The sequence below is a fragment of the Mesorhizobium liriopis genome (assembly GCF_024053505.1).
Classification (GTDB): domain Bacteria; phylum Pseudomonadota; class Alphaproteobacteria; order Rhizobiales; family Rhizobiaceae; genus Mesorhizobium_B; species Mesorhizobium_B liriopis.
On sequence record NZ_JAMXQS010000009.1, the window covers coordinates 121,107 to 141,382 of the forward strand.

The window sequence follows — 20,276 nt, forward strand, 5'->3', positions numbered from 1 at the left end:
AGCTCATCGCATTGATGTGAGTGAAACGCGCGGGCCGATCAGAACGGAAATGGTGGAAGTGTCGCGGCATAGGGTCGCCTCGGGACGGCTTCTGCTTCTGGTCGGCGCCAGCGGGCTCGTGGCGGTCGCCATCATCGTCCTTGCCCTGGCATGGGCTGGATCCGAAAGCGACGCCGCAGCACTCGAACGGCAGCGATCGCTGGTCAATGCACGGCTGCAGGATCAGGTCACGCAGGTGCGCGACCTCATCGGGAAGCTGGGCGAAAGCCATGCGAGGCTCCAAGGCGATCATGCCTCAGCGGAGCCAGCGGGAAGCGCTGACGCAGCCGCCGGTCAACGGCGTGACGGCAACGATCTCGCCTTTCTGCGCCGGGCGGCCATCGAAGTCTTCGGGTTCGACCGGGCTTTCATCGCCAATCGAGACGGCTTGATCGCAACAGCCAACGAGCCATCGGCGCAAAACGGCTATCGCTGGATCAAGCCACTCCTGAAACCGCTCTGGGACGAGGCGGGAGAAAACGGTAAAGCACAACCAGTTCGCCCCGGCGAAGCCGATGCGCCGGACGGACGCGCGACTGCGCGGCTGATGCGGCTGGAAGGGCGGCCCTCCATCGTGGCCTTGGCGCCTGTCGCAGGAGTGGCGGCCGATAGTGCGCCTGCCAGTTCCGCTGCCGCTCCCTCCATCGTCGTGGTCCGTTATCTGGACGGCAGCGCGCTCGACAAGCTCAGCCGCGATCAGGGCCTCGCGGGGGCCCGGTATGCGCGCTCCGCCGACGCCGATGGTAATGAGGTTTCCTTCCAGGTCGATGATTCCGGCACCGGCGAGCCCATCGGTTTCATTATCTGGACGCCGGACCTTCCCGGCTCGATCGTGATCCATCGGCTCGTGCCGGCACTTTCAATCGCCACCTTGATGTTCGCCGCGCTTTTTGGCGCGCTGGTCATTCTGCTCCGCAAGAGCCTGAGCGAACTCAACGACAGCGAGGAACATGCGCGCCATCTCGCGAACCATGATGTTCTGACGCAGCTGCCGAACCGGGCCCTGTTCACGGCAAGGCTCGAGGAAGGCGTCCGCCAGGCGCGGGGGCAATCCGTTTTTCTTGCCGTCGCGCTTGTGGATCTCGACAGGTTCAAGGCGGTGAACGACACGCATGGGCATGCCGCGGGCGACGAGCTGATCCGTCAGGCGGCCAAGCGGATGTCGGATCAGATCGGAAGCGGCGATACGCTTGCCCGTTTGGGAGGCGATGAGTTCGCAATCATCTTTCACGACAAAAGCCCGCTCGACGAGAGGGTCGGGGCGATCTGCCGGCAGATCATCCAGGCGCTGGAGCAGCCGTTCATCCTCGACGACACCAGTGCCGCCTCCTATGTGAGCGCGTCCGTCGGCATTGCGTTCTGGGACAAGGACACCGTTCTGTCCGACGAACTGCTCCGAAAGGCCGATCTGGCCCTGTATGAGGCCAAACGGCAGGGCCGTGCCCGATCGGTGCTGTTCGATTCCTCGCTTGGCGATGGAAAGTCCGATGCCGATGCTCTGCAACGCGAGCTTCGCATCCTGCTCGCCCAAAGCGGACACGCCCGAGCGGGGCAGGACTCCAGTTCTCCCGAGGCAACTTCGGCGGCCAAGGAACCGAACCCGTCGGGCGCGCTCGAACTCCATTATCAGGCGGTGTTCCGTGAGGACGATGGCTGGCACGTTTCCGGCGCCGAAGCCTTGGTGCGGTGGCGTCATCCCGAACGCGGCCTGATCGCGCCCGACCGCTTCATCCCGATGGCGGAGGAAAGCGGCCTGATCCACGAGATCGGCCGCTGGGTGCTGCGGCGCGCCTGCATCGACGCGTCCGCCTGGCCGTCCGACATCCCGGTCGCGGTCAACGTGTCCCCGGTCCAGCTCAGGCACTCCGCTTTCGTTTCGGACGTCGAGCGCATTCTGCGTGAAACAGGGTTTCCGGCCACGCGCCTCGAAATCGAAGTCACCGAATCCGCCTTGATCGGCGGGTCGAAAGACGCTGCCCGCACGCTCGAAGCGCTTCGCGCCATGGGGATCAAGATCGCGCTGGACGATTTTGGAACGGGCTACTCGTCCTTGAGCCACCTTTTGCGGTTCGAGGTGGACCGCATCAAGATCGACCGCTCCTTCGTGTCGCGTCTGGGCAGGAGTGCCGAGGCGACGTCGCTGATCAGTTCGATCATCCAGCTCGGCCGCAGTCTCGGAATCATGGTGACGGCCGAAGGTATCGAACTGGAAAGCCAGCGGGATTTTCTCGTCGCGGTCGGATGCACGGACCTGCAGGGCTTTCTTTTCTCGAAACCCTCGCCGCTCCACGAAAACGGCTGTCTCGACTATGACGAGCGCCTGCCACAAAGCGTGTCCAACGGGCCTGATCGATTGGATGCGAAGGTCTGACAGGCGAGGTTCCAGCCTGCGCTGAACGCGCCTGCTTGGTCGCTTCTTTCACCCTTTGAAACTCAGGGCCCCAGTCGTACGGGCCGCCGAAACCGGGGATGCGGCCCTCCGCTCGGCCTAGTTCAGGACCGACCGCGAGCCTTCCACGGTGCGCCGGGCGATCTCCTCGAAGTTCCAGGCGATGCCCAATCCCGGCTCGTCCGAGGGGATAGCCTTGCCGCTTTCGATGCGCATGCCCTTTGTGGTGATCTCGTCGAGCTGGGGAATGTATTCGACCCAGCGCGCGTTCGGCACCGCCGCGCAAAGCGAGACGTGCAGCTCCATCAGGAAATGCGGGCAGACCGCCACGTTGAAGCATTCGGCCAGATGCGCCACCTTCAGCCAGGGCGTGATGCCGCCGATGCGCCCCACATCCACCTGAACGACCGAGCAGGCGCCTTTCTGCAGATATTCGCGGAAATGACCGGGGCTGTAGAGGCTTTCGCCGACGGCGATGGGGATCGTGGTGGAGCGCGAAAGACGGATATGGCCGTCGAGGTCGTCGGCCGGCAGGGGCTCTTCCAGCCAGCCGATGTCGAGCGCCTCGTAATGGCGGGCGCGGCGGATGGCGTCATCGACACTGAAGGCCTGATTGGCGTCGGTGAAGATTTCGAAGCCCGGGCCGACCGCTTCGCGCACGGCTGAGATCCGCGCGACATCCTCATGGATCGGCCGGCCAACCTTGAGCTTGCTGCCTGAAAAGCCCGTGGCCTTGGCCTGCAGCGCGTCTTCCACCAGCGCACTCGTTTCGAGATGCAGCCAGCCGCCCTCGGTGGTGTAAAGCGGCACAGCACTTCGCGCGCCGCCCGCCAGACGATGGAGCGGCAGGTTCGCGCGCCGGCAGCGCAGGTCCCAGAGCGCGGTGTCGATTGCAGCCATGGCGATGGCGGTGAGCGCACCCACGGTGGTCGCGTGCGTCAGAAAAAGGAGATCGCGCCAGATGCGCTCGATCTCCTCAGCCTCGCGGCCGACCACAGCCGGCGCGAGAGTTTTTTCCAGAAGCTTCATCACGGACGGTCCGCCGGTGCCGATCGTATAGCTGTAGCCGGTGCCGGTCACGCCATCCGCATCGGTGATGCGCACGATCGGCGTTTCCTGGCTGACGAAAGACTGGATGGCGTCGACACGTTTCACCTTCGGCTGAAGGTCGACCATGGTCAGTTCGACGCGTGCAATCCTTGCCATGAGCGACCTCCGATCCTTTTGCCCGACGCTTTATCGAAAACGTGCACCGATCCTAGGTCGAGCTCGAAAGCGAGCGTTTCGCCGGGAGCGACCACGCGCGGGTTGAGCATGCGCGCCTGGATCTCCTTGCCGCTGAGGGGCAAAAACAGGATCGTTTCCGTGCCGAGCGGTTCGGCGAGCGTGACCGTGCGGTCGAAGGAAAGCCGCCTGTTGTCGGCGAAGAGCGCATGCCCCTTGGGCGCCAGGGCATCCGGCCGGAAGCCCACGACGATTGGCTGCCCATCCACTAATCCGCTTCGGTGCAAGGGGATGGCGAGGCCATCCTGAAGCACGGCGGCACCGTCCGAGGCACGATAGGTCGCGTCGATCTGGTTCATGGGCGGCGAGCCGATGAAGCCTGCGACGAACAGGTTGTCGGGCGCTTCGAACACCTCCTGCGGCGTGCCGACCTGCTCGATCCGGCCGTCGCGCATGATGACGATCCGGTCGGCCAGTGTCATCGCTTCGATCTGGTCATGCGTGACATAGACCACTGTCGTCTTGACGCGCTGGTGCAGCTTCTTGATCTCGACGCGCATCTGGCCGCGCAGCTTGGCATCCAGGTTGGAAAGCGGTTCGTCGAACAGGAAGACGTCCGGGTTGCGCACGATGGCGCGGCCCATGGCGACGCGCTGGCGCTGGCCGCCCGACAATTGCGCGGGCAGGCGGTCGAGAAAAGGGTCGAGGCCCAGAATAGCGGAAGCCTCGGCAACGCGCCGCTCGATCTCGGAGGGCGCTTCGCCCGCGATCTTGAGGCCGAAGCCGAGATTTTCGCGCACGGTCATATGCGGGTAGAGCGCATAGTTCTGGAAGACCATGGAGATGTTGCGCTCGCGTGGCGGCAGCGCGTTGACGACGCGGTCGCCGATGACGATCTCCCCGCCCGAGATCTCCTCGAGCCCTGCGATCATGCGCAGCGTGGTGGACTTGCCGCAGCCGGACGGGCCGACCAGCACCACGAATTCGTTATGCGCGATGTCGAGATCGATGCCGTGCACGGTTTCGAGGTTGCCGTAGCGCTTGGAAATCTTTCGGAGCTTTACCTGGGCCATTCGAAGGGTCTCCGATGCGCTACTTCACGCCGCCGAAAGTGAGGCCGGCGATGAGATGCTTCTGCACGAGGAATGTCAGCAGGAGCGCGGGAATGATGATGAGGACGGCCATGGCGCTCATGCCGGCCCAGTCCACGGTGAACTGGGCGGTGAAGTCCATCAGGCCGACGGGCATGGTCTTGGACACCGTGGTGCGCGTGAGCTGGCTTGCCAGCGCATATTCGTTCCACGATGTCAGAAAGGCGAAGATGGCGGCGGATGCGAGCCCTGAGCGGGCGAGCGGGAACTCGACCTTCCAGAAGGCCTGCCAGCGGGTGCAGCCGTCGATCTGCGCGGCTTCGGCGAGATCGACCGGGATCTGGCGGAAGAAACCGTCGGTCAGCCAGATCGTGAAGGGGATGTTGATCGCGAGATAAACGAGGATCAGCCCGAAGGACGTGTCGAGAATGCCGAGCCGGCTCCAGACGATGAAGAGCGGCAGCGACAAGGCAATGCCGGGCACCGTGCGCGACAGCATGAAGGACACGAAAAGCGCGCCCTTCGCCTTGAAGCGATATCGCGCAAAGGCATAGCCGCCCATCATGCCGATCACGATCGCGACGAAGGTGGAAGTCAGCGAGATGACGAGCGAATTGAGGAAATAGCGCGCCACCGGTAGCCCCTGCTGCTGGTCGGGCAGAAGGCCGAAAATGCCGCGGAAATTGTCGAAGGTCGGATTCTGGGGGAGCCATACAGGCGGGCGGGCGAGGATCTCGATATTGGGGCGGAAAGCAGTGAGCACCACCCAGAGGCCGGGCACGCACAGCAGCGCCATGGCGAAAAACACGCCAGCGCGGATCAGCCAGCGCTGCCAGGGGCGCTCGATCGTCATGGGCCCGCTCATTCGACGCCACCCATGTAGCGGCGGGCCGCGACCAGCTTGCGGTAGAAATAAAGGGTGAAGACGAGCGACAGGAGAATGGACACGTAGCCCATGGCGTTCGCCATGCCCATCTGCGAGTTCTGGTAGCCGACCCGCGCCATCAGCGTCCACAGGAGTTCCGTGCGGCCCGCCGGTCCGCCATTCGTCATGATGCGCACCATGTCATAGGCCCGTGCCACGTCGAGCGAGCGGATCGTCATGGCGATGAAGATGAAGGGCATGAGAAAGGGCAGGGTGATGTGGCGGAAGGTCTGGACCGCGTTGCAGCCATCGACCTTCGCGGCCTCGATCGGTTCCTTGGGCAGCGCCAGAAGGCCGGACAGGAGCAGGATCGCGAAAACCGAGGTGGACATCCAGATTTCGGCCGCCATGATCGACAGGTTGGCGAGCGTGCCTTCCACCAGCCATGGGATCGGCTGGGTGATGAGGCCCAAATCGAACAGCGCATTGTTGAGAAGGCCGACCGCGTCGTTCAGGATGTATTTGAACTGAAAGCCGACAAGGATCGGCGAGAACATCATGGGAAACATCATGATGGTGCGCAAAGCGCGCTGGCCCATCGTGATCTGGTTGACCAGAAGCGCGAGGCCCAGACCCAGCACGAGTTCGAGGTTCAGCGTCACCGTGATGAACAGGATCGTGCGGCCGAACGCCCACCAGAAATCGGTGTTCTCCAGAAGCCGGCTGTAATTGCGCAGGCCCACGAAGGTGAAGAGCGTCACCGGCCGCGTGAGCTGGTAGGGCGTGAAGCTCGACCACAGCGAGACGGCGAGCGGCACCGCGATCACGGCGAGGATCACCACGATCGCGGGCATCAGGAGAAGGTAAGGCACCGCGCGCGGTGAACGCAGGAACGACATCGGGCCCTTTCCTTGCGGCGGCACCAGGGTTTGGATCGGCAACAGGTTCGGGGAGTTGGTCAGGCGCGATCCGTTCGAACCGCGCCCGATCCGGGCTCAGCTACTGCAGCAGCCCCGCGTCTTCGAGGATGGTCCTTGCCTCTTCCGCCGCCTTGTCGAGCGCTTCCTTCGGCGTCTTCTGGCCGACGATGGCTGCCTGCAACTCCGGCCAGACGACGTTCGAGACCTCGATCCACTGCGGCACCAGCGGCGGCGTGCGCGCCTCGGCGAGCGACTTCTGCCAGGTCGTGAACATGTCCGCCATATAGGTGTTGTTGTCGGCCTTGAACTTGGCGACCACGTCCTCGAACACCTTGGTGCGGGTCGGCAGGTTGCCGGCTTCCGCTTCCATCATCTCGGACTCGTCATTCGTCATGAAGACGACGAAGCTGACGGCGGCATCCTTGTTGTCGCAGGCTTCCGTGACCGAGAAGGAATGCGACCCGGACCACGCGCCCTTCTTGCCGGCGCTCCCCGATGGCGCGACCGCGAAGCCGACATCGCCCGCGATCTTGGATTTGCTTTTGTCGTTGTAGAAGGCGGCGAAGCCCGGCCAGTCGAGATCGAGCGCCAGCGTGCCGGCCGCGAAAGCCTGGCCGATATCGTCCCAGGTGTAGTTCACCGTGCCGGCGGGCACCGCCTTGGCGTTGTAGAGGTCGACGAACCATTGGAGCGCCGCGACACCTTCGGGCGAGTTGAAGGTCGGGTTCCACTTGCTGTCGAACATGTCGCCGCCATTGGCGCGCAGCAATTCCATGAAGCGGCCCGTCATGCCCTCGTCCTTGCCGGCGAATGCGGTGCCGTAGAGGTTGGGGGGCGAGGACAGGAAGATCGCCTGTTCCTTGAACTCGTCATAGGTGGTCGGAGGGGCGAGGTCCTTGCCGAACTTCTCCTTGTACTTCGCCTTGACCGCCTCGTCGTTGTAGACGCGCTTGTTGTAATAAAGGTTCGACACGTCGGTGACGCGCGGCAGCTGGACGAGACGGCCGTCGATCTCGGCGGATTTCAACGTGCCGGGCACGTAAAGCGCGAGTTCTTCCGCCGGGATCTTGTCCTTCAGGTCGATATAGATATCGCCATACTGGGGCGCGAAGCTCGTATGGTTCGAGCCGACGCACCAGTTGATGGTGCCGCCCGCGATGTCCTGCTTGATCTCGCGGTCGAGGTCGAAGTGGTTCTTCGAGGACACGATCTCGATCTTGGCGCCGGTCAGCTTCTCCCATTCGGGAATGCGCGTGTAGAGCTTCTCATACTGCGTGCCGCCGATCAGCTTCACCTTGAGCGTCACGCCGTCGAATTTTCCGTAGTCGAACGCCGCCTGTGCGGTGCCGAGGCTCCATGCGAATGCCGTGCAGGCAAGCGCCAGTCCTGTCGCTTTTCTTAGGTTCATAGCGCTCCTCCCAGAACGGCTATTGAGTGAAACTGATTGATATGTGAAAATCAAATTCGCTGATGAGTTAAAGCAGATGCGGCGGGCTCGGTCAATCGCCTCGCGGCAGGTCTCGACGCGGTCGGTCGTCCCGACCTAGAAAGCCGGTTCACTGAGGCGACAGGGCACACATGGCCGACAGAAACGACGACGGTTCGGACCGCTACCGCGCACCGGCGCTGGACAAGGGGTTGGACATTCTCGAATTGCTGGCGAACGACGAGGAGGGGATGTCGCAGATCGCCATCGCCAAGGCGCTCGACCGCACGCCGAACGAAATCTATCGCATGCTCGACCGCCTCGTGCGTCGCGGCTACCTCGTCCGTACCGCCGCCGACCGCTACGAGATCACGCTGAAACTGTTCGGCATGGCGCACCGCCACCCGCCCATGCGCCGGCTCGTCAGCCAGGCGCTGCCGCGTATGCGCCGCTTCGCGCGCGAGGCGCAGCAGTCGCTCCACATGGTCGTCTATGATCGCGGCAGCTGCCTCGTGATCGCGCAGGTGGATGCGCCCGGCTACTGGGGCCTCGCGATCCGGGTCGGCTCGCATATCAGCCTGTTGAACACCGGCTCGGGCCACATCCTGCTCGCCTTTGCCGATGCGGCCGAGCGGCAGTTGATGCTGGAAGAGCGGGAAGTGATGCCGCACGAGATTTGGCCCGACAATCTCGACGGACGGCTCGCGGATGTGCTGGCGCGCGGCTACGAGATGATGCCGAGCCAGCAGACCACGGGCGTCACGAATATTTCGGTTCCCCTGATCGGGCCCGCCGGCACGGTGCTCGCCGCGCTGACCTGCCCGCATATCGAACGCATCGACATCGAGGACGCCCTGCCGAAAGCCCAAGTGCTCGCAATGCTGCAGGCGGCCGCGCGCGATATTCCCTTTGCCGCGGATGGGGGCGACCAAGCCGTGCCGGGATTTTCATCGGAAGGAACGAAAGCATGAAACGCATCGGCAGTCTGATCGGGCTGCGTGCCGAGCACATCGCGGAATACAAGCGTGTCCATGCCGCCGTCTGGCCGGACGTTCTCAAGCAGATCGGCAGCAGCAATATCCGCAATTACACGATCTTCCTGCGCGAGCCGGAGAACCTGCTTTTCTCCTATTTCGAATATGTCGGCGACGACCTCGATGGCGACATGGCGAAGATGGCGGCGGATCCGGTGACGCAGGAATGGTGGACCGTCTGCATGCCCATGCAGAAGCAGCTGGAAACCGCTGGCGAGGGCGAATGGTGGGCTTCCATGGAGGAGGTGTTCCACCAGCCCTGACATCGGATGCGCAAGACGGCTTGCGCCATTCTCCCGTATATGAAACTATCATTCACATAAGAACGATAGTTTCAGGGAGGAATCATGCCGTCGACCCTGGCCCAGTCTTGGCCAGTGCCCGCCGCACCGCGTCCGATCGTGGTCATCGGCGCCGGCGGCATCGTGTCCGATGCGCATCTTCCGGCTTACCGGTTGGCGGGCTTCCCCGTGGCCGGTGTTTTCGATCTTGATCCGGTTCGCGCGCAAGCCACGGCCGATCGTTTCGAAACTCTGGCCTTTTCCAGCCTGGACGCCGCGCTCGGCATTGAAGGGGCGGTCTTCGATCTGGCTCTGCCGCCTTCGGCGCATGCCGCGGTGCTCCGGCAAATCCCCGAAGGCAGCGGCGTTCTGATCCAGAAGCCGATGGGCGCCGATCTCGATGGGGCGCGCGAGATCCTGACCATCGCGCGCAGGCGGAAGCTCAGGGCAGCGGTCAATTTCCAGCTGCGCTTCGCCCCCATGATGCTGGCGCTCAAGGGTGCGGTGGAGCGGGGCTGGCTCGGCCGCATCGTCGATGTCGAGATGCATGTGAACGTCATGACCCCCTGGGATCTCTGGCCGTTCCTCCAAGGCATGCCACGCGTCGAGATCGCGGTCCACTCGATCCATTATCTCGATCTGATCCGTTCGTTCCTCGGCGATCCCCTCGGCGTTCATGCCAAGACGCTCGGGCATCCGCAAAGTGCCGTCGCGCAGACGCGAACATCCGCCATTCTCGATTACGGCGCAGAGGTCCGCTGCCTGATGTCAGTCAATCACAACCACGATTTCGGCCGGCGCTTCCAGGATTGCTCGATCCGGGTCGAAGGCACCGAAGGGGCCGCGATAGCGAAGCTCGGGGTGAACCTCGACTATCCGCGCGGGGAGCCCGACGAGCTCTGGATCGGGCGCAAGGGCGGCGCGTGGCGACAGGTCGAACTCGACGGCACCTGGTTCCCGCATGCCTTTATCGGCACCATGGCGAACCTCCAGCGCGTCGTGTCGGGCGAGGATGCAAGCCTCGTCAGCGGCGTCGAGGATGCGTGGCGGACCATGGCGCTGGTCGAGGCCTGTTTCGAATCGAGCGCGTTGCCCGCGCATCCCATTGCCTCACTGCCGAAGGACGATACTCTTGACCGGGAATAAAGCCAGCGCGCCCCTGGAGGGCCTGCTCGTCGTCGACATGAGCCAGTTCCTGTCGGGGCCCTACTGCTCGCTGCGCCTGCTCGATTGCGGGGCGCGCGTGATCAAGATCGAACGGCCGGACGGCGGCGATCTCTCGCGCCGCCTTTATCTGAGCGACACCGAGATCGGCGGCGATTCCACCATCTTCCACGCCATCAACCGGTCCAAGGAAAGCTTCGCCGTCGACATGAAGGACGAGGCCGATCTGGCCGCGCTGAAGCGGCTCCTGGCCCGGGCCGATGTGATGATCCAGAATTTCCGTCCCGGCGTGATCGAGCGTCTCGGCCTCGGCTACGAGGAGATCAGAAAGATCAATCCGCGCATCGTTTATGGCTCGATCACCGGCTACGGCACGGAAGGGCCCTGGGTGACGTTTCCGGGGCAGGATCTTCTGGCGCAGTCGCGCTCGGGCGTGATGTGGCTCAATGGCGACGAGACGCAAGGGCCGGTTCCGTTCGGGCTCGCCGTCGGCGACATGCTTGCGGGCGCCGCCCTCTGCCAGGGCATTCTCGCGGCACTCGTGCGCCGGGGGATCACGGGCGAGGGGAGCCATGTGGAAACGAGCCTGCTCGAAGCGCTCGTGGACTTCCAGTTCGAGGTGCTGACGACCCATCTCAACGATGGCGGTCGCCTGCCGCGCCGTTCCTCGTTTCGCAGCGCGCATGCCTATCTCTCGGCACCTTACGGGGTTTACCCGACGCAGAACGGCTTTCTCGCGCTTGCCATGACGCCGATCGGCAAGCTCGCCGACCTGCTGGGCCTCGAAGAAGAACTCGCTCCCTATCGCGATGCGCCGGAAACCTGGTTCACCTCGCGCGACGAACTCAAGGCGATCATCGCGCAGAAAGTCGCGACCGCCACCGCCGAGCATTGGCTTTCGGTGCTGCAACCCGCCGATATTTGGTGCGCCAAGGTGCTGAACTGGCCCGAGCTGATGGCCGATGACGGCTTCAAGGTGCTCGACATGCTGCAAACCGTGGAGCGCGACGACGCGGTCTCGATCCGCACCACGCGCACGCCCTTGCGCTTCGACGGCACGCGCGCGGCGAGCCTCAATGCCGCGCCGCGCATCGGCGAACATAATGCGCGCATCCGCGAGGAGTTTTCGCTGTGAGCGTCCGTCTCAAAGGCATGACCTGGAATCATGCGCGCGGCTATGACCCGATGGTCGCCTGCTCGGCTCTCTGGAAGAAGAAGACGGGCGTCGAGATTTCCTGGGAAAAGCGGCCGCTGCAGGATTTCGAGAGTTTCCCGGTCGATGAACTGGCGCGCCTTTACGATCTGATCGTCATCGACCATCCGCATGTCGGCCAGGTCACCGCCGAAAACTGCCTTCTGCCGCTCGACGTGGAAGGGCGGGAGACGGAACGCGAGGCCTTGGGCAAGGGCAGCGTCGGCCTGTCATACCCGTCCTATCGCTGGGCCGGCCGGCAGTGGGGCTTTCCGATCGATGCCGCCACGCAGGTGCAGGCGATCCGGCCCGACCTGATCGGCGCGCCCGTGAGAACCTTTGCCGAAGCGCTCGCGCTCGGGCGGGACGGACGGCTGGCCTTGCCACTGCGCAGCCCGCATGTGCTGATGGTCTTCTTTTCGCTGGCCGCCAATATGGGCTCGCCCTGCCGCACCGATGCCGCGCCGCTGATCGATGACGCCGCAGGTGCCAGGGTCTGGCAACTGATGCGCGATCTTGCCGGCGTGGTCGATCCGGTCGATTTCGAAAGCGATCCGATCGCGGTGTTCGAGCGCATGAGCGAGAAGGCGTCGCGCATCGCCTGCGTGCCGCTGATCTACGGCTATGTGCCTTACGCGCTCGACGGGTTCCGGCCTGCGCGCCTGCGCTTTGCCGATATTCCCTCGGTCGATGGCAGGGGACCGGTGGGCGCGGCACTGGGGGGGACGGGCATTGCCGTTTCCGCCCGCACCGCCCATCCAACGGAGGCCATGGATTTCGCCTACTGGATCGCATCCGGCGATGTTCAGCGCGGGCTTTTCGCCGAAAGCGGCGGGCAGCCGGGCCATGCCGCGGCCTGGGAAGACCGGGCCGTCAATGCGCGCACCGACGATTTCTATTCCGGCACCCGCGCCACTCTGGAAGGCTCGTTCATGCGGCCGCGTCACGACGGCTACATGGCGTTTCAGGCTGCCGCGTCCGACCGTCTTCTGCTCGGGCTGCGCAAGGGCGAGGAGGCGGAACCCGTTCTCGCCGACCTCAATCGGATGTTCGGCGATAGTTTCACGTGAAGAGGAGGCCGGATAATCCGGCAATGGGAGGAGAACCATGGAAAGAACAGGACTTTGGCGGGCCGCGCTGCTCGCCGCGACTGCGACCTCAGCTTTGATCGGTGCAGCCCACGCGCAGGACGCGAAAGCGATCATCGACAAGCTGCCGGCTGAGCTCAAGGCGCAATATGACGGCGCCCCGCAAACCGTGACGCCGTCCGCCTGGGCCGGCTTCACCCCTCCGGCAAAGCCCTGGAAATGGTGCCATTCGGAATCTTACCAGGGCAATCCCTGGCGCGTTTCCGTGACACAGGAGCTGAAGCGTCTGGTCGATGGGCTGATCGCGGATGGCACGGTCGCGAGCTTCGAAGTGGCGGACTCCAACAACGATGTCAGCCAGCAGATCAACCAGATCCGCGGCTTCATCGACAAAGGCTGCTCGGTGATCACCTCGATCCCCGGCTCGGCCACCGCGCTCGACGATGCGATCGCCGCCGCCCACGAGAAGAACATTCCCTTTATCACGGCCGCCGGCTCGGTTTCCAGCCCCTATGCGATCAATGTCGACAGCAACTACACCCGCTGGGGCTATGACATGATGACGGCGATTGCCAAGGAAAAGGCCGATAGCAGCGTGCTGATGGTCGAAGGCATCGCGGGCCACCCGATCGTGGTGCAGGAAAAAGAGGGTGCGGACAAGGCACTGGCGGAGAACCCGAACCTCAAGGCGCCACGCACCGTCAACGGCAACTGGACCGCGAACGTCACCAAGACGGTGGTGCTGCAGGCCATCGCGACCAACCCCGCGCCCATCGATGCCGTCTGGACGACAGGAAGCGAAAGCCGGGTGGTGGCGGAAGCCTTCGCCGAGGCCGGGCGTCCCGCGCCCTTGATCACCGGCTCCATCACGGGCGACGCGCTCGGCTACTGGAAGGCCAATCAGGACAAGTACCGCTTCGAAGGCAATGCTGTGCTGCCGGGCTGGACCGCGCAGACCCTGTTCCGTGTGGCGGCGCGCATGCTCGAAGGCCAGAACCCGACGCTGAACACGCTGATGATCCCGATCCCGGCCGTGCACAATGCCGATCTCGGCACATGGTATAAGGACTGCATGACGCCCGATGCGGTGTCCGTGTTTCCCGTGCCGCCCACCGACCCGATGCCGGAAGAATGGCTCGACGCCTATTTCAGCAAGCCGGCGAAAAGCCCGGGCTGGGACTATGCCAAGGTCCCCCAGGCCTGCGCGAAGTGAGTGAACCGGGAAGGCGGCTCATGCCGCCTTCCCGTTCCGACCCGAAACCTTTCACGTTCCCGATGCTGCTGACCGAAACCCTGTCCAAGCGCTATGGCGAGACGATCGCGCTCGCCAATGCTTCCATCACGTTCCGCGCGGGAACGATCCACACGATCCTGGGCGAGAACGGCTCGGGCAAGTCGACGTTCGTGAAGCTGTTGTCGGGCGTCGTCAGCCCCGACAGGGGAACGATCGCGTTGAACGGGCGGCCCCTTGTGCTGCGCGGCCCGGCGGATGCGCAGGCCGCAGGCATCGCCACCGTCTTCCAGGAAGTGCTGATCGCGCCGGACCGTTCGGTCGCCGACAACATCCTGCTCGGCACGGATCGCCTGTTTGGCCGGAACACGCCGCGGGGCGAGCGAGACGCGCGCGCCGAGGCGGTTCTGAAGCCCCTGTCCTCTGTTCCCGTCGATCCACGTGCACCGGCCGGCCTCCTGCCGCTCGCGACACAGCAGCTCGTGGTGCTGGCCCGCGCGCTTTATCGCAAGCCGCGCGTGCTCATTCTCGACGAAGTCACGGCTGCTCTCGACTTCGGCGACCGCGAGGCGGTGTTTTCTGCCATGCGGCGTCTGGCGGAACGGGGCACGCTGATCCTTTTCATCACGCACCGCATGGACGAGGTCATGTCGCTTTCAGACGAGGTGTCGATCTTACGCGCCGGCCGTTCGGTCGCCACACTGCCGATCGGGCAATGCGAGCCGGCGCAGCTGCTGAAGCTGATGGCGCCGCAGACGGCCGCGGAGCTCGCCCATGCCTGAACCAGCCATCGAGACACGCGACATCGTTTTGCGCCGTGGCGCGAGCCCCATCGACGAGAGGGTCGCCGCAGGCAGCATCGTCGGCCTTGCCGGGCTCGACGGTCATGGCCAGGAAGCATTCCTGAAAACGCTTGCGGGCCTGGATCGGCCGGTTTCGGGCGAGGTTCGCTTCGAGAGGCATGCCGTCACCGGTTTCCGCCAGGCGGTTGCGCGCGGGATCGCCTATCTGCCACGCGACCGGCGTGCGACGGGCATCTTCCCGGCCTTGTCCGTGTTGGACAATTTCGCCATCGCAACGCTCGCGCAGGACGTGAAAGGCGGCTTCATCAGCGCGCGGGAACGCCGTGCCCGGTTTGCGCGCTATGCCGAGCGGCTCTCGATCAACGCGCCGGACTGGTCCGCGCCGATCACCACGCTTTCGGGCGGCAACCAGCAGAAGGTGTTGCTCGCCCGCGCGCTCGCGCTTGCGCCCCGGCTCCTGTTGCTCAACGACCCGACACGCGGCGTCGATGTTGCGACGCGCCATGTGCTTTACGACGTGTTTCGCGAACTTGCGCGCGAAGGCATGACGCTCGTGATCCTTTCAAGCGAGATCGAGGAAATCCTGCTGCTTTGCGAGCGTGTTCTGGTGTTCCGCGAACATGCGGTTGCCGCGCGCCTTGAGGGCGCGGACATGACCAGCGCTGCGGTGATCGAAGCGATGTTCGGAAGGAGTGCGGCGTGATGGGCAGGATAGTCGCACGCCTCGGCGGCATCGGCTTCGCAGCCCTCCTGCTGCTCGTTCTTCTCGTCGTCAATGTCTGGCTGACGCCGGGCCGTTTTCAGCCTTCCGGCTGGCTGCTTCTGCTGGGGCTGGCCGCGCCGCTCATCGGCGCCGCAATGGCCTCGACGCCTGCGATCCTGTCCGGGCGCGGCGGCATCGACGTTTCTGTCGGCCCGCAGATGGGGCTCATCAACGCGATCCTGATCAAGGTTCTGGTGCTCGACTTCGGCATCGCGCACCCGCTCGTGCTCGTGCCTGCGGCCCTCCTGATCGGCGCCCTGATCGGTGCCTTCAACGGTTTCCTGACCACGGTCGTCCGCATACAGCCCATTGTCGCCACGCTCGGCACCTATCTCATCCTCTCGGGCGTGACGCTGACGATTCTTCCGGCTCCGGTCGGGCCTGCGCCCGTCTGGCTCAAGAGTTTGGCCGGACCCCTCGCATTCCTGCCGCTCGGTGCGGTCGCGCTTTCCTGGTGGTTCATTTCCCGCTCGGCCTGGTACGATCAACTCATGGCGGTCGGCAGCGACGACCGCGCGGCCTTCACGGCCGGCGTCCCGGTCACCGGCGTTCGCTTCTTCGCCTATCTTCTTTCCGGCATCTATGCCGGTGCCGCGGCCCTGATGCTTTCCGCGCTGATCGGCTCGGCTGACCCGAATGTCGGCCCGACCTATACGCTGATCGCCATCTCGGCCGTGGCGCTCGGCGGCGTCAGCCTAGCCGGCGGGCGTGGCGGGTTGCTCGGTGCCGCGGTGGGGGCACTCGATATCTTCCTGCTGCAGAACGCGCTGACCTACTTCAACATCTCCACATTCGTTCTGCAGATCGCCTATGGCTCGATCCTGGTCGCCGCCGTGGTGCTGACCGCACTCCAGACGCGCGCCGTCGCCGCGAGGGTCCAGCATGTCTAGCCGGTTGCGTTTCGACGCCCGCGTCTTCGGCGCCTTTGCCATCGCCGTTGCGCTGCACATCTTGGGCACATGGCTGATCCCGGGATATTCCGCGCCGTTCGCCATCCGCGCCCTGCTGGTGCTGGCATCGCTTCTGGCCATCGCCTCGATCGGGCAGACGCTGGTGGTCATCGTCGGGGGCATCGACCTGTCGATTCCGTTCATCATCGGCTTCGCCAATGTGGTCGCCGCGCAGCTCTATGGCGGCGGCATGGCCTTCTCCTTGGTCTGCGTGATCGTCGCGCTCGGTGCGATCCTGATCGGCCTTTTCAACGGGGCCGTCTCGGCAGGCCTCGGGCTGCATCCGCTGATCGTCACGCTCGGCACGGGAACGGTGGTGCAGGGCGCCGTGCTTCTGTGGACGGGCGGCTTTCCGTCGGGCTCGGCACCGCCGGCCGTCTCGGCATTCGTTTCGATCGGCGGATCGACGGGACCTCTGCCGTTCCCGCCGCTCGTGCCGGTCTTCGTGCTGCTTGCCGCTCTGGTCGCCCTCGTGCTCGCGCGCACGCCGTTCGGCCGGCGGATCTATGCGCTGGGAAGCAATCCGCGCGCCGCGCCCTTGGCCTTGATCCGCCCGGTCGCCATGTGGGCGGCGGCCTTCGCGGTTTCGGCCTTTTTCGCTGCGGTGACCGGCGTGCTTCTTCTGGGCTTCACGGGTTCGGCCTATGGCGCGGTCGGCCAGCCTTATCTGTTCCAGACCATCGCCGCCGTCGTGGTCGGCGGGACGGCGCTGGTCGGTGGGCGCGGCTCCTATCTCGGAACGGTCGGCGGCGCGCTGGTGCTGACCGAGCTCAACACGCTTCTGATCGGGCTTGGGCTGCAGCCTGCCACGGTGCAGGCGGCACTCGGCCTCGTGATCATCGTTTTGCTTTCGCTTTACGGCCGCGAGCCGGCCATCCGCTCGACCATCTGAAAGGCCCGCTCATGGAACGCCCCCGCTATTTCGAGGACTATGAGCTTGACGAAGTGCGCCACACGCATGGCCGCACGATCTCCGAAACGGACTTCGTGGTCCATGCGGGCCATACCGGTGACTTCTTCCCTCACCACATGGACGCCGAGTTCATGAAGACGACCCCGTTTGGCCAGCGCATCGCGCATGGGACCATGATCTTCGCGATCGGCATCGGGCTCACCGCGAGCGAGATCAACCCGCACGCCTTCACCTATGGCTATGACCGGCTGCGCTTCCCCAAGCCGGTCTTCATCGGCGATACGATCCACACCGTCCTGACGGTTTCCGCACTCCTGCCCGATCCGAAGCGCCCCGGAAAAGGCATCGTCACCGAGAGCTGCCGCGTGATGAACCAGCGCGGCGAAACCGTGATGGCCTGCGACCACCTCCTGCTCGCCGACTGCCGGCCTGCTTGAGCTGAAGGCCTCCGGTCGCGTTGGCTAGGGCGTCTAGCGCGCGAACCTCCTGGCGCCGAACACGCAGAAGACGACGAATGCCGTCACGAGGATCATGGACGGCGCGACGGGCTCTCCGAGCAGCAGTCCGGCCAGGGCGAGGCCGAAAAAGGGTTGAAGAAGCTGAAGCTGACCCACGCCGGCAATGCCGCCCAAGGCCAGGCCGCGATACCAGAAGACGAAGCCGACCAGCATGGAAAACACGGAGACATAAGCGAGGCCGAGCCATTCGGCCGTCGTGACGCCGGTCCAGCCGCTCGGTGCCGTCATGAGCGCGATGGCTGCCATCACGGGCAGCGAGACCAGAAGCGCCCACGAGATCACCTGCCAGCCGCCGAGACGGCGTGACAGCACAGCACCCTCGGCATAACCGAGGCCGCACAGGGCGATGGCCGCGAGCATCAGGCAATCGCCCTTGAGCGAGGCGAGGCCGCTTTGAGCAAAGGCGAACCCGGCAACGGCGAGTGCGCCCGTAAGGGAAAACAGCCAAAAGGCAGGCTTCGGCCGCTCGCCGCCGCGAACGACGCCGAAGATGGCGGTGGAAAGCGGCAGGAGGCCCACGAAGACGACCGAATGCGCGGCGGTGATGTGCCGGAGTGCGAGTGCCGTCAGAAGCGGGAAGCCCACCACCACGCCGCAGGCGACCACAACGAGTGAGAGGAGATCACGCCTTGCCGGTCGCGTCTGTCGCAAGGCCAGCAACAGGGCGGCTCCGAGCAGTGCTGCCACCGTGGCGCGCGCCGAAGTCAGGAAAAGTGGGCTGAAGCCACCGACCGCGATGCGCGTCGCAGGCAAGGAGCCGCTGAAGATGATGACGCCGAGAAGGCCGCTGCCCCATCCGGCCGTTGCTCTGTTCATGAAGATTTCCCCGAATACGCCGCGCGGATTAGCGTGATCCAGGCTGGCTTTGCCAGAAACGGTTACATACAGTCGTAGCGAACTGTATGGCTTGATGGAGCGGTACGCTTGGGGTCGGGTGAAGCGCTGGCAGCGGAAAAGACGACGCGCACGGGCGCCGTCATGGAACTCGTTCGACGCCGGGTCGCCACGCGTGCGCTGGCGCCGGGCGAGAAGCTGCCATCGATCCGCGGACTGGCGGCATCGATGGGGGTGTCGCCTTCCACCGTGGTGGAGGCCTATGACCGGCTGGCAGCCGAAGGGCTGATCCGCTCGCGGCCCGGCTCGGGCTTCACGGTCGTCGGCAGCCTGCCTTTGGCGCTGGCTGAAGTCGCGCCGCCCGTGGACCGGGCGGTCGATCCGTTCTGGGTGTCGCGCCAAAGCCTCGATGGCGGCCCCGACATGCTTCGCCCCGGATGCGGATGGCTACCGGCCGCGTGGATGCCGCATGCCACCCTTCGGCGCGCGGTGCGCACCCTCGCCAAGGCCGACGACGCCCTTCTGACGGATTATGGCGCAACGCGCGGTTCCCTCGCGCTGCGCGGGTTTCTGGCGCGTCAGTTCGCAGGCGAGGGGCTCGAGGTCGGTGCCGAGCAGATCCTTCTCACGGCTTCCGGCACGCAGGCAGTCGATCTGATCGGGCGCCTTCTTCTGCAGCCGGGTGACACCGTGCTCTTGGACGACCCCTGCTATTTCAACTTTCAGGCGCTTCTGCGCGCGCATCGTGTGAAAATCGTCAGCGTGCCGATGACGCCGACGGGGCCGGACATGGCGCTCTTCGCGCAGGCGCTCGCGGTTCACCGGCCGCGCCTCTACATCACCAATGCGGCGATCCATAATCCGACCGGCGCGACCCTGTCGCCCCAAGCCGCCCATCGGGTGCTGACGCTTGCAGCCGCGCATGACGTGACGATCGTCGAAGACGACATCTTCGCGGAGTTCGAGCCCGAGCCTTCGCCCCGCCTCGCCGTTCTCGACGGGCTCGCCCGTGTGATCCGGATCGGCAGCTTTTCGAAAACGCTCTCGGCTTCCGTTCGCTGCGGTTACATCGCGGCCCGCGCGGACTGGATCGAGGCGCTGATCGATCTGCAGGTCGCCACGAATTTCGGCGGCCCGAGCCCGATCGCATCCGAGATCGTGTTTCGGGCGATGACCGACGGGAATTTTCGCAAACATCTCGGTGCCCTGCGCACGCGGCTCGCAAAAAAGCGGCGGGAGGTGAGCGGCATGCTCGAAGCGCTCGGCATCCGGCCCTGGCTCGAGCCGCGCGGCGGGTTCTATCTCTGGTGCTGTCTGCCCGACGGGTGCGATGCGGCAAAACTCGCGCAAGCGGCTTTACGCGAAAAAGTCGTGCTCGCCCCCGGCAACGTCTTCAGCATCGCGCAGACCGCCGGAAACTGGATGCGCTTCAACGTCGCCCAAATGAGCGATCCCGATCTGCCTGCCATTCTCCGGCGTGCATTGAAGTCTGCGGCCGATTGAGCGGAACACGCCAAGCCGCGCCTTGCCTCGAACTCTTATGAAGCGGGT

19 protein-coding genes are annotated in these 20,276 nt (G+C 64.7%); 13 read left to right on the forward strand and 6 right to left on the reverse strand.

Features of this window, described 5'->3' with window-relative positions; all coding sequences use genetic code 11:
* Window positions 1-58: 58 nt before the first annotated feature.
* Window positions 59-2,410, forward strand: a complete 2,352-nt coding sequence (locus NGM99_RS21825; protein WP_252821774.1) for a putative bifunctional diguanylate cyclase/phosphodiesterase — start codon at window positions 59-61, stop codon at window positions 2,408-2,410.
* 117 nt (window positions 2,411-2,527) lie between these two features.
* Here the strand turns inward: NGM99_RS21825 and NGM99_RS18715 are convergent, their stop codons facing one another.
* The 5 genes from NGM99_RS18715 to NGM99_RS18735 all read right to left on the reverse strand — a co-directional run bounded on the left by NGM99_RS18715 (window position 2,528) and on the right by NGM99_RS18735 (window position 7,936).
* Window positions 2,528-3,634 carry a mandelate racemase/muconate lactonizing enzyme family protein gene (locus NGM99_RS18715; RefSeq protein ID WP_252821776.1) on the reverse strand — a complete coding sequence of 369 codons (1,107 nt, stop codon included), beginning with the start codon at window positions 3,632-3,634 and terminating at the stop codon, window positions 2,528-2,530.
* A complete protein-coding gene (locus NGM99_RS18720) occupies window positions 3,607-4,725 on the reverse strand; it encodes an ABC transporter ATP-binding protein (RefSeq protein ID WP_252821778.1) in 1,119 nt (372 codons plus the stop codon). The genes NGM99_RS18715 and NGM99_RS18720 overlap by 28 nt, the downstream gene beginning before the upstream one ends.
* A 19-nt stretch (window positions 4,726-4,744) precedes the next feature.
* The gene (locus tag NGM99_RS18725; RefSeq protein ID WP_252821780.1) at window positions 4,745-5,596 is read right to left on the reverse strand and encodes a carbohydrate ABC transporter permease; all 852 of its coding nucleotides are present in this window, start codon (window positions 5,594-5,596) and stop codon (window positions 4,745-4,747) included.
* 8 nt (window positions 5,597-5,604) lie between these two features.
* Complete coding sequence (locus tag NGM99_RS18730) at window positions 5,605-6,507, reverse strand: carbohydrate ABC transporter permease (RefSeq protein ID WP_252821782.1); 903 nt, start codon at window positions 6,505-6,507, stop codon at window positions 5,605-5,607.
* A 100-nt stretch (window positions 6,508-6,607) separates the two neighbouring features.
* Complete coding sequence (locus NGM99_RS18735) at window positions 6,608-7,936, reverse strand: ABC transporter substrate-binding protein (RefSeq protein WP_252821784.1); 1,329 nt, start codon at window positions 7,934-7,936, stop codon at window positions 6,608-6,610.
* Between the two features lie 170 nt (window positions 7,937-8,106).
* On the opposite strand from NGM99_RS18735, the gene NGM99_RS18740 reads away from it, so the two are divergent.
* The 11 genes from NGM99_RS18740 (at window position 8,107) to NGM99_RS18790 (ending at window position 17,810) form a co-directional block, all read left to right on the forward strand.
* Window positions 8,107-8,925, forward strand: a complete 819-nt coding sequence (locus NGM99_RS18740; RefSeq protein ID WP_252821786.1) for an IclR family transcriptional regulator — start codon at window positions 8,107-8,109, stop codon at window positions 8,923-8,925.
* A complete protein-coding gene (locus tag NGM99_RS18745) occupies window positions 8,922-9,251 on the forward strand; it encodes an L-rhamnose mutarotase (protein ID WP_252821788.1) in 330 nt (109 codons plus the stop codon). Before NGM99_RS18740 ends, NGM99_RS18745 begins: the two co-directional genes overlap by 4 nt.
* Window positions 9,252-9,335: 84 nt before the next feature.
* Window positions 9,336-10,415 carry a Gfo/Idh/MocA family protein gene (locus NGM99_RS18750; protein ID WP_252821790.1) on the forward strand — a complete coding sequence of 360 codons (1,080 nt, stop codon included), beginning with the start codon at window positions 9,336-9,338 and terminating at the stop codon, window positions 10,413-10,415.
* Between the two features lie 37 nt (window positions 10,416-10,452).
* The gene (locus NGM99_RS18755; RefSeq protein ID WP_252822038.1) at window positions 10,453-11,568 is read left to right on the forward strand and encodes a CaiB/BaiF CoA transferase family protein; all 1,116 of its coding nucleotides are present in this window, start codon (window positions 10,453-10,455) and stop codon (window positions 11,566-11,568) included.
* Window positions 11,565-12,695 carry an extracellular solute-binding protein gene (locus tag NGM99_RS18760; RefSeq protein ID WP_252821792.1) on the forward strand — a complete coding sequence of 377 codons (1,131 nt, stop codon included), beginning with the start codon at window positions 11,565-11,567 and terminating at the stop codon, window positions 12,693-12,695. The genes NGM99_RS18755 and NGM99_RS18760 overlap by 4 nt, the downstream gene beginning before the upstream one ends.
* 37 nt (window positions 12,696-12,732) lie before the next feature.
* Window positions 12,733-13,926 (forward strand): ABC transporter substrate-binding protein, encoded by a 1,194-nt coding sequence (locus tag NGM99_RS18765; protein WP_252821794.1) that lies wholly within the window; start codon window positions 12,733-12,735, stop codon window positions 13,924-13,926.
* Window positions 13,927-13,946: 20 nt separating this feature from the next.
* Complete coding sequence (locus NGM99_RS18770) at window positions 13,947-14,726, forward strand: ATP-binding cassette domain-containing protein (protein ID WP_252821796.1); 780 nt, start codon at window positions 13,947-13,949, stop codon at window positions 14,724-14,726.
* Window positions 14,719-15,450: an ATP-binding cassette domain-containing protein gene (locus NGM99_RS18775; RefSeq protein ID WP_252821799.1), complete on the forward strand. Its 732-nt coding sequence runs from the start codon at window positions 14,719-14,721 to the stop codon at window positions 15,448-15,450. The genes NGM99_RS18770 and NGM99_RS18775 overlap by 8 nt, the downstream gene beginning before the upstream one ends.
* On the forward strand, window positions 15,450-16,400 hold the full coding sequence (locus NGM99_RS18780) for an ABC transporter permease (RefSeq protein ID WP_252821801.1): 951 nt from the start codon (window positions 15,450-15,452) through the stop codon (window positions 16,398-16,400). The genes NGM99_RS18775 and NGM99_RS18780 overlap by 1 nt, the downstream gene beginning before the upstream one ends.
* Entirely contained in the window at window positions 16,393-17,352 is a 960-nt protein-coding gene (locus NGM99_RS18785; protein ID WP_252821803.1) for an ABC transporter permease, read from the forward strand. Before NGM99_RS18780 ends, NGM99_RS18785 begins: the two co-directional genes overlap by 8 nt.
* 11 nt (window positions 17,353-17,363) lie before the next feature.
* The gene (locus NGM99_RS18790; RefSeq protein ID WP_252821805.1) at window positions 17,364-17,810 is read left to right on the forward strand and encodes a MaoC/PaaZ C-terminal domain-containing protein; all 447 of its coding nucleotides are present in this window, start codon (window positions 17,364-17,366) and stop codon (window positions 17,808-17,810) included.
* A gap of 33 nt (window positions 17,811-17,843) precedes the next feature.
* On the opposite strand, the gene NGM99_RS18795 is transcribed toward NGM99_RS18790, so the two are convergent.
* Window positions 17,844-18,707 carry a DMT family transporter gene (locus NGM99_RS18795; RefSeq protein WP_252821807.1) on the reverse strand — a complete coding sequence of 288 codons (864 nt, stop codon included), beginning with the start codon at window positions 18,705-18,707 and terminating at the stop codon, window positions 17,844-17,846.
* Window positions 18,708-18,869: 162 nt separating this feature from the next.
* Between NGM99_RS18795 and NGM99_RS18800 the strand changes: the two genes are divergently transcribed.
* The gene (locus NGM99_RS18800; RefSeq protein WP_252822040.1) at window positions 18,870-20,228 is read left to right on the forward strand and encodes an aminotransferase-like domain-containing protein; all 1,359 of its coding nucleotides are present in this window, start codon (window positions 18,870-18,872) and stop codon (window positions 20,226-20,228) included.
* The last annotated feature ends 48 nt before the right edge of the window (window positions 20,229-20,276 follow it).

Coding starts and splice junctions, on each gene's coding strand:
- NGM99_RS18715 (WP_252821776.1), bottom strand. CDS start 3,634: ATGGCAAGGATTGCACGCGTCGAACTGACCATGGTCGACCTTCAGCCG.
- NGM99_RS18720 (WP_252821778.1), bottom strand. CDS start 4,725: ATGGCCCAGGTAAAGCTCCGAAAGATTTCCAAGCGCTACGGCAACCTC.
- NGM99_RS18725 (WP_252821780.1), bottom strand. CDS start 5,596: ATGACGATCGAGCGCCCCTGGCAGCGCTGGCTGATCCGCGCTGGCGTG.
- NGM99_RS18730 (WP_252821782.1), bottom strand. CDS start 6,507: ATGTCGTTCCTGCGTTCACCGCGCGCGGTGCCTTACCTTCTCCTGATG.
- NGM99_RS18735 (WP_252821784.1), bottom strand. CDS start 7,936: ATGAACCTAAGAAAAGCGACAGGACTGGCGCTTGCCTGCACGGCATTC.
- NGM99_RS18740 (WP_252821786.1), top strand. CDS start 8,107: ATGGCCGACAGAAACGACGACGGTTCGGACCGCTACCGCGCACCGGCG.
- NGM99_RS18745 (WP_252821788.1), top strand. CDS start 8,922: ATGAAACGCATCGGCAGTCTGATCGGGCTGCGTGCCGAGCACATCGCG.
- NGM99_RS18750 (WP_252821790.1), top strand. CDS start 9,336: ATGCCGTCGACCCTGGCCCAGTCTTGGCCAGTGCCCGCCGCACCGCGT.
- NGM99_RS18755 (WP_252822038.1), top strand. CDS start 10,453: ATGAGCCAGTTCCTGTCGGGGCCCTACTGCTCGCTGCGCCTGCTCGAT.
- NGM99_RS18765 (WP_252821794.1), top strand. CDS start 12,733: ATGGAAAGAACAGGACTTTGGCGGGCCGCGCTGCTCGCCGCGACTGCG.
- NGM99_RS18770 (WP_252821796.1), top strand. CDS start 13,947: ATGCCGCCTTCCCGTTCCGACCCGAAACCTTTCACGTTCCCGATGCTG.
- NGM99_RS18775 (WP_252821799.1), top strand. CDS start 14,719: ATGCCTGAACCAGCCATCGAGACACGCGACATCGTTTTGCGCCGTGGC.
- NGM99_RS18780 (WP_252821801.1), top strand. CDS start 15,450: ATGGGCAGGATAGTCGCACGCCTCGGCGGCATCGGCTTCGCAGCCCTC.
- NGM99_RS18785 (WP_252821803.1), top strand. CDS start 16,393: ATGTCTAGCCGGTTGCGTTTCGACGCCCGCGTCTTCGGCGCCTTTGCC.
- NGM99_RS18790 (WP_252821805.1), top strand. CDS start 17,364: ATGGAACGCCCCCGCTATTTCGAGGACTATGAGCTTGACGAAGTGCGC.
- NGM99_RS18795 (WP_252821807.1), bottom strand. CDS start 18,707: ATGAACAGAGCAACGGCCGGATGGGGCAGCGGCCTTCTCGGCGTCATC.
- NGM99_RS18800 (WP_252822040.1), top strand. CDS start 18,870: ATGGAACTCGTTCGACGCCGGGTCGCCACGCGTGCGCTGGCGCCGGGC.